Annotated in this window: 9 protein-coding genes; 3 read left to right on the forward strand and 6 right to left on the reverse strand. The window is 39.9% G+C overall.

Annotated elements, in window-relative coordinates:
- Nucleotides 1-24: 24 nt before the first annotated feature.
- Both deoC and B879_RS19965 read right to left on the reverse strand, forming a co-directional pair.
- The gene (gene deoC, locus B879_RS19960) at nt 25-684 is read right to left on the reverse strand and encodes a deoxyribose-phosphate aldolase (RefSeq protein ID WP_009187039.1); all 660 of its coding nucleotides are present in this window, start codon (nt 682-684) and stop codon (nt 25-27) included.
- Between the two features lie 11 nt (nt 685-695).
- The gene (locus B879_RS19965) at nt 696-1,901 is read right to left on the reverse strand and encodes an NAD(P)-dependent oxidoreductase (protein WP_009187040.1); all 1,206 of its coding nucleotides are present in this window, start codon (nt 1,899-1,901) and stop codon (nt 696-698) included.
- Nucleotides 1,902-2,027: 126 nt separating this feature from the next.
- Here B879_RS19965 and B879_RS19970 point away from each other — a divergent pair, with 126 nt between their 5' ends.
- A complete protein-coding gene (locus tag B879_RS19970) occupies nt 2,028-2,621 on the forward strand; it encodes a methyltransferase family protein (protein ID WP_238542179.1) in 594 nt (197 codons plus the stop codon).
- A gap of 122 nt (nt 2,622-2,743) precedes the next feature.
- Nucleotides 2,744-2,974: a hypothetical protein gene (locus tag B879_RS19975; protein ID WP_009187042.1), complete on the forward strand. Its 231-nt coding sequence runs from the start codon at nt 2,744-2,746 to the stop codon at nt 2,972-2,974.
- Nucleotides 2,975-3,479: 505 nt separating this feature from the next.
- Here B879_RS19975 and B879_RS19980 read toward each other — a convergent pair.
- Genes B879_RS19980 through B879_RS19995 form a run of 4 tightly spaced genes read right to left on the reverse strand, consistent with a single transcriptional unit; the run spans nt 3,480 to nt 6,541 of the window.
- Nucleotides 3,480-4,019 (reverse strand): FKBP-type peptidyl-prolyl cis-trans isomerase, encoded by a 540-nt coding sequence (locus B879_RS19980; RefSeq protein WP_009187043.1) that lies wholly within the window; start codon nt 4,017-4,019, stop codon nt 3,480-3,482.
- Nucleotides 4,012-4,569 carry an FKBP-type peptidyl-prolyl cis-trans isomerase gene (locus tag B879_RS19985; protein WP_009187044.1) on the reverse strand — a complete coding sequence of 186 codons (558 nt, stop codon included), beginning with the start codon at nt 4,567-4,569 and terminating at the stop codon, nt 4,012-4,014. The genes B879_RS19980 and B879_RS19985 overlap by 8 nt, the downstream gene beginning before the upstream one ends.
- 9 nt (nt 4,570-4,578) lie before the next feature.
- Nucleotides 4,579-5,514 (reverse strand): FKBP-type peptidyl-prolyl cis-trans isomerase, encoded by a 936-nt coding sequence (locus tag B879_RS19990; RefSeq protein ID WP_009187045.1) that lies wholly within the window; start codon nt 5,512-5,514, stop codon nt 4,579-4,581.
- Complete coding sequence (locus B879_RS19995; RefSeq protein WP_040401364.1) at nt 5,501-6,541, reverse strand: DHH family phosphoesterase; 1,041 nt, start codon at nt 6,539-6,541, stop codon at nt 5,501-5,503. Before B879_RS19995 ends, B879_RS19990 begins: the two co-directional genes overlap by 14 nt.
- A gap of 191 nt (nt 6,542-6,732) precedes the next feature.
- On the opposite strand from B879_RS19995, the gene B879_RS20000 reads away from it, so the two are divergent.
- Entirely contained in the window at nt 6,733-7,155 is a 423-nt protein-coding gene (locus B879_RS20000) for a nucleoside-diphosphate kinase (protein ID WP_009187047.1), read from the forward strand.
- The last annotated feature ends 34 nt before the right edge of the window (nt 7,156-7,189 follow it).

Below are 7,189 nucleotides of genomic sequence, written 5' to 3' on the forward strand. Positions count from 1 at the left end.
TGAAATTCAAAAAGAAAGGGAAGATTAAACTTCCCCAGACGCTTCTACAATCAAGGCACCGGAACTTGTCCCTATTCTGTCGGCACCAGCCTCTATCATTTTTTTGGCTTGTTCGTAAGTTTTGATTCCCCCGCTGGCTTTTATTCCCACACTGCTGGGTAAGGTATTCCGCATCAGCTTGATATGTTTTACCTGTGCCCCTTCAGGAGCAAATCCAGTGGAGGTCTTCACATAATCTACACCTGCATCGGCACAAATTTGACAGGCTTTTACAATTTCAGCTTCATTCAGATAGGCAGTTTCAATGATTACTTTCAGGATGCGTTCCTGGTCATGGCAAAGTTTGGCCATTTGGGCCAGTTCTATTTTGGGCCAATTCATTCCAGCTTTAAAAGCGGTGGTAGACCAAACCACATCGATTTCATCTGCCCCATTTTTAATCGCCTGTTCTGTTTCAAACACCTTTGTTTCTGTCATATTATAGCCCAAAGGAAAACCTACGACGGTTACCAACTGAACAGGGGAATCTCCCAATTCCCTTTTTGCTTTTTTTACCCAAAACGGGGGTACACAAATACCTACAAAACCGTATTTTTTAGCTTCTTTTACCAAGTTTTCAATGTCTGCGTCCGTGGTCTGTGGCTTCAGCACCGTCTGTTCAATATATCGTGCTATATTTTTCATTGTCAATCTTTTTATCTTTCATTTACATAATCCTTTAAATACATAAAGTCCAAAGTCAGGTCACCCTCCCTGGCAATGGTGGCTTTCTCCAAAATCAAGGACTGTGCCTTCAACAATTCAGGTATAAAGTGTTCTGACAATTGTTCTCCAAATTCCTCTGAAGCATTCCTGGGGAGTTCTGTAGGTAAATTGTCAATCGCCATCACAGATATACTCTGCTGTTTTCCAAATGCCGGTAAAACGGAAAAGTTGTCCCTGTCAATATCATAAACTGGATCTATGATGGTGGAAGCTTTTACCGTAGTAGGTACAGACCCATCAATATCGCAAGTGATATCCGCAATCACAGAAATATTAAAATCATCGGATTGGATATCCTCTCTTTCAAATAGCCTGGGGGCCCTATGGTCCCAATAGGCAGCAGCCATCAGGATATCACTCACTTCTGCATATTTTAAAAAGTGGCTTTCATATAACTCAGGGTTTTTATAAAACTCGTTTTTATCAAAGCCCCCGTCTGTTTTTCTTCTGTTGTAATCCGATGAACTGAGCACCGTAAAAATGGGCTCCTCATAATATTGGTGTAAAAATTCCTGAGTGGATACTTCTTTGATCCCTACTTTTTTCAATACTTCTTCCACGCCTTTTCCCACTCTTCCCTTGCCTGTTACAATAATTTTTATTGGTGGAAGCTGGACTTTCTCCAATTCCCGATCCATTTCTTCCCGGTCAAAACAACTATAAGCCCGCTTCAAATCATACAGCCCACTTTTTTGGCCATAGGTCCACAAACCATTGTAAGCACCTACAATACCGGCCCAGTGACCAAAAGCCACCGTTCTTTCCCCTTTTTCATTCTTGAGCAGTTCATAGTCCAACAGTTGAATGTTTTTTTCTAAAATGTTTTGTAACATACCCCGGTTGGAAGGCTGTTTTTTGATGGTATGTGAGAAAAACACATAAGTTTTATTAGGTATCAATTGGGCAATAGGCACTTCTTTAATCCCCATTAACAAATCACAAAGCGCCATATCCTCATGCATTAGAATACCAGCTTCTATATATTCTTCATCACTGTAGCATCGAATAGGGCTAGGCTCCACGACAAACTCAATCTGCCCAGAATATTGCTGCTGTAGCTTTTTAATCTGGCTTGGGGTAAATGCTACCCTTTTGTCCTGGGGAATTTTTCCCTCCCTGATTAATCCTATCTTCATGGTTTTGGGTTTGGTGCTTCAAATTAGGAAAAGGAGGTGAATCAAAAAACTACTGACCACAAAAGAAAATAAACTGGAACCATGTGAGCCAATTTTACGATTGATAAACTATCTTAAAAGCAATTTATGATGGCATATTTTAATCTCATCTTTCTTTGGGCCATTTTTTATGGCTCGCATACCTTTTTGGCCAATTTGGATTTTAAGTATTGGCTGAGATCGAAGCTTGGAAATGCATACAAGAGGTATCGTCTGGTTTATTCTTTATTTTCCACTGTTTTCTTCCTGTTTATACTGATTTATGGCGGCAGCATAGAGAAATCATATCTCTTGGCCACTACGGATCTTACGACTTATTTGGGGTACATGTTTGCAGCTTTTGGTACAATCATTTTGGTGAAATCCCTGAAACATTTTTCCCTATCTACCTTTGCAGGTTTTAGGGCACATGATGATTTGGAAGAACAGCCTGAGTTTGTCCGTAAAGGAGCACATGCTTATGTGAGACATCCCCTATATGCTGGATTATTGTTGATCTTCCTGGGGTTTTTCTTTTTTGATCCCATCTTGGCTGCATTGATCCATTTGATCTGTCTGATCATTTACTTGCCAATAGGGATTTATTTTGAAGAAAAAAAGCTCATTCAGCTTTACGGAAAAAGGTATATCCAATATAAAAAGGAGGTGCCGGCTTTGTTTCCTACCAAGTTTAGGGCCTAAGTCATTTAATAGGGATTTATAACTTATAAACTGGATAAGTCAATTCTAATTATTACCTATCACAGAACTTCACGCCCGTCACCCTGAGTTTTTAACATTTTGGAAAAAGTACAGAAAAGGTAATGACAAAATTACGCGTCATGCTGAACGTAGTGAAGCATCTCCTCTATTTTGGTGGATTCTTCATCCTTCTCACAATACTGCGGTACAGGCTGTTCCTCGTATTACCATTGACAGATAGGAGTAACCGTCATCCTGATCCCGATGGCTTGGGAGAAGGGTCTCCTAAAGCAAATGAGTTTCTTCTCCTAATTGGGAAAGTGACCTATAAAACAACTTGTCCCATGCATTGAGGATAACTTGGCAACACCAAGCCTTTTTATAACCAGACAGTTGGTTCTTGGAAAACTATATGTACTATGTTTGGGGTTGAAAAAATCCGGCACATAATACGGTCATCAGACCCAGGCCGTTCCAACACCAAAAACCACGGCAGCGACAGCCTAACTATGTTGGCTATGTTACTCCTATGTTGTCCAAAAATAACCTGAACCTCCAAAAAATCCTTTTTTATTTGCCACCTAGACATAAGAGAAAACATAGCAGGGCAGCAGCAAACCTTTGTTTTTAAAATCAACCGGTTGATACAGGGAAGCTATGTGTGCTATCTTCTCCTATGTGGTTAAAAAAAATCTACCACAAATGTCCCTCTGTGGCGGATCAGGATGACGACTCAAGTGATGTCATTGGCTTTCTGTAAATGCCAAATTTTAAATTCTCAGGATGACGCAAAAAAGAAGGGCATCATTTCTGATACCCTCTTTCTAACTCTAGTTCATGTTTTAGACGATAATTTTCTTACTCAAATCCAAGAAACTCAATGTCAAACATAAGTACGGAATTTTCTGGAATTCTATCCCTTTCCTGATCCCTGTAGCCCCAAGGAGAAGGGATGATCAACACGGCTTTGGACCCACTTCTTAATCTCCTGAAACCGATATTAAAGCCTTGAATGGCATCACCGCTTCCAAGGGTGAATTGAAATATGCGGTAAATTCTGTTTTCGTCCCAAATATCATTTTCAATAGCCACCTCTTCGAGGTTGGTATCAAACATGGTGCCGTCTAGTAAGCGTCCAATATAATTGGAATATACCAATCGAAACTCTCCCGGGATAGCCCCCTCCCCTTCTTCCTGCACAATAATGACCACTCCATTCTGATCATGAATCCGGTAAAGGCTATCGATTGCTGCAGTAGCAAGAAAATCCTCAATAATTTTGGCATCACGTTCCAAATTGGCATCAACATCATAGCTTGGGCCAAATGGGTTCTGGGTATCACAGCCCATCCCCGCAAGTACCAAAAACGCCAATAAAACTAATCTAAATTTATTCATCGGGTAATTCGTCCTCTGTTACTGTTCCAACTTGTACTAAATCCAACTCAAAAATCAATACGGAATTTCTTGGAATCCCTGGCTGAGAAACTGCCCCATAACCGAAGATAGAAGGAATAAAAGCCGTGACCTTATCACCTTCTTCCATTAGTGAAATGGCAAAGTCAAAACCGGGAATGACTTCTCCTACCCCAAAAATGTATTCAATGGGACCATAGGGTCTTTGTGGATCGAAAATATTATTGTCACGGGCCACTTGTTCAAATGAAGTATCAAAAACTGATCCGTTCAATAATTTCCCAACGTAATCTACTTTGACCATATCAGGGCTTTCGGGACTTTTTCCACTTTCGGAAACCTCTTGCCAGTAAATCCTGATCCCTAAGCCTGGGTCAACAAACTCTTTTACCGAAGCAATTGGATTTCGCTGAATATAATCTTCTATGGCCTGGAGGTCTCTGTCAAAGATTACTTGCTGATTTTCACTCTCTGAAATACAACCAGAAAGCAAAAACACGGAGGTAAAAATTCCGAAAATAAATTTTTTCATTGAGCTGAATTAATTTTGTACTTCAGTGACTTCTACGTCAAATATTAAAATTGAGTTGGGTCCAATTGGTCCTCCTGAATCTCGGCTTCCATAAGCCAAAGGAGAAGGAATGATAAATTTGGCTTTGTCTCCCTTTTTCAATAGACCCAGTCCTTCATCCCATCCTTTGATCACCTGGCCCATACCGACTCTAACTTCCAATGGAGCATAGCCGCCGACATTGTCTCTTTGTTCATTATAAACCCCACTGGATTGAGCCAATTCTTTCCAACTGGTATCAAAGATGGTTCCGTCCATCAGATAACCCGCATAATGGACAAAAGCCAGGTCACCTTCCTGAATTTCCGGTCCTGACCCTTCCTTTTCTATGACGTAATACAGACCTGATTCTGTCCTGGTCGCCTGAATATTATTCTCAGCCAAATAATCTTCGATGATCTGGGTGTCAATTTCCATCTGGACAACAGCACCTTCGGCCTGCTTTTTCATTTCTGCTTCCTGTAGTGAGGTGAAGTAAGCCTCAACCCCTTCATAATCCAATACATCTACTACACCAACCCTGATTTTCACCATTTCTGTTTCCTGTAGGAAGAAAGGCATATTGTTTGCAAATACAGTTTTTGCGTTGGCTTCAAAAGCAAGGCTGTCACCCTTTTTCAATCCAAGGAAAATTTCATCCATTCCGGATTGTCTAGGAATAGAATCATTAAACTGTAAGTAAGCAGGCATTCCCTGATCATATGTAGAAATGAACGTAGAGTCATTACCAGTTTTAACAATCAAATGATAAAGTACATACTCTCCATTTTTTGGAGCTTGAGACCCCTCTCTGATATAAGTGTACTTGATGCCATCTGTAGTTGTTTTGGTTTTGTTACAGGACATGGCGCTGAATGCAATGGCCATCATCGCAACTGCAAACAATAAAGATTTAATTTTTTTCATGGATGAGTTCTGGTTGATTGAATAGTGTTTTTCTGTTTTTTTTAATTAATGCTTCAAATTTTTCAGTGGTTTCTTTTAAGCTAAGGTTTGATTTTCCTCCTGAGGCATTTTTATGCCCCCCTCCTTCAAAATGATCCGCTGCAAATTTATTGACTGCTATTTCTTCTGTTGATCTGAATGATATTTTTATGCCATCTTCTCTTTCTGTAAAAAGCGCTGCAATTTTGATACCATCGAGGGAAAGGGCATAATTCACCAAACCTTCTGTATCTCCAGTTTGGGAATTATATTTTCTAAGGTCTTTTTTACTGATCGCAAAATAAGCCGTTTGTAGTTCTTCTATTATGGTTAATCTTCGTGTAATGGCAAAACCTATGAACTTTAGCCGGTTTACTGAATTGGTATCATAAATCAAGCGAGAAATTTTTGTGTTGTCTGCACCCAAGCCAATCAGTTCGGCAGTGATGAGGTGGACGTTTTTGGTGGTGTTGGGATGTCTAAAGCCTCCAGTATCCGTCATGATTCCTGCATATAAGCAGTCTGCAATATCTTTGTCAATGAAATATTGGTCGCCCAATTCGACGATCAGTTCATAAACCAGTTCACAAGTGGCCGCAGCTTTTGAGCTTAAATACTTAAAATCTGCAAAGTCTTTAGGATCTTGATGATGGTCAATATTGACAATGAAGGCATTGGATTTGGTCACAAAAGAGGCCAGTTCATGTAAACGTTTTAAACAAGAAAAGTCCAGACAAAACAGGGTATCTGCCTCCAGTACTTTCTTGATGGCCAAGTCCTTATGCTCAGGATTTTCAAAATTAAGTACCTGATCATTTCCTTTCATCCAGTGTAAAAATGAGGGATAATCAGAAGGCGTGACTACGGTGACATCATGACCCTTTTTCTTGAGATAGTTGGCCATGCCCAAGGATGAACCCAAAGCATCTGCATCGGGTTTATGATGGGTGGTAATGACAACTTTTTGGGGGGATGATAATCTATTTTTGAAAGACGCTAATTCCTGCATTTGATTGCTTTTGTATATCCCTTGAAAGGAATATAGTTTGCAAAGGTCTGTAATATTTTTGAATTTTCCCAATTCAGTTAATCTGCTAAAAAAGAAAGACATAACAGAGATTTCACAGGTATCATATGGACTTTAGCCGAATTCCCCTATTTTTGCACCCAAATTAAAAATCAGAAATAAATTCCAAAGAAATGGCAGGAAACAGAACATTCACCATGATCAAGCCTGACGCTTTTGCAGCAGGCAATTCAGGAGCAATTTTGAAAATGATTGAAGAGGCAGGATTTAAAATTGTGGCCATGAAGGCTACCCAATTGACTCCTGAACTGGCAGGCAAATTCTATGCAGTTCATAAAGAAAGACCTTTTTACAATGATTTATGTAAGTATATGTCCTCTGGACCTATCATTGCAGCCATCCTTGAGAAAGATAATGCTGTGGAAGATTTCAGAACTTTGATCGGTGCGACCAATCCTGCAAACGCGGCAGAAGGAACCATCAGAAAAATCTTCGCAACCTCTATCGAAGCCAATGCCGTGCATGGTTCTGATTCCGATGAGAATGCAGAAATTGAAGGAAACTTCTACTTTAATCAAGCTGAGAGGGTAAGGTAATCCCATCTGCTAGATCAATTAAAGCATAAAAAAA

It is taken from the genome of Cecembia lonarensis LW9, from assembly GCF_000298295.1.
In the GTDB taxonomy this organism is placed as follows: Bacteria; Bacteroidota; Bacteroidia; order Cytophagales; family Cyclobacteriaceae; genus Cecembia; species Cecembia lonarensis.

Excerpts from the sequence above, each read along its gene's own strand:
- B879_RS19970 (WP_238542179.1), top strand. The coding sequence starts at position 2,028 with ATGATGGCATATTTTAATCTCATCTTTCTTTGGGCCATTTTTTATGGC.
- B879_RS20000 (WP_009187047.1), top strand. The coding sequence starts at position 6,733 with ATGGCAGGAAACAGAACATTCACCATGATCAAGCCTGACGCTTTTGCA.
- B879_RS19990 (WP_009187045.1), bottom strand. The coding sequence starts at position 5,514 with ATGAAAAAAATTAAATCTTTATTGTTTGCAGTTGCGATGATGGCCATT.
- B879_RS19965 (WP_009187040.1), bottom strand. The coding sequence starts at position 1,901 with ATGAAGATAGGATTAATCAGGGAGGGAAAAATTCCCCAGGACAAAAGG.
- B879_RS19975 (WP_009187042.1), top strand. The coding sequence starts at position 2,744 with ATGACAAAATTACGCGTCATGCTGAACGTAGTGAAGCATCTCCTCTAT.
- B879_RS19995 (WP_040401364.1), bottom strand. The coding sequence starts at position 6,541 with ATGCAGGAATTAGCGTCTTTCAAAAATAGATTATCATCCCCCCAAAAA.
- B879_RS19980 (WP_009187043.1), bottom strand. The coding sequence starts at position 4,019 with ATGAATAAATTTAGATTAGTTTTATTGGCGTTTTTGGTACTTGCGGGG.
- B879_RS19985 (WP_009187044.1), bottom strand. The coding sequence starts at position 4,569 with ATGAAAAAATTTATTTTCGGAATTTTTACCTCCGTGTTTTTGCTTTCT.
- deoC (WP_009187039.1), bottom strand. The coding sequence starts at position 684 with ATGAAAAATATAGCACGATATATTGAACAGACGGTGCTGAAGCCACAG.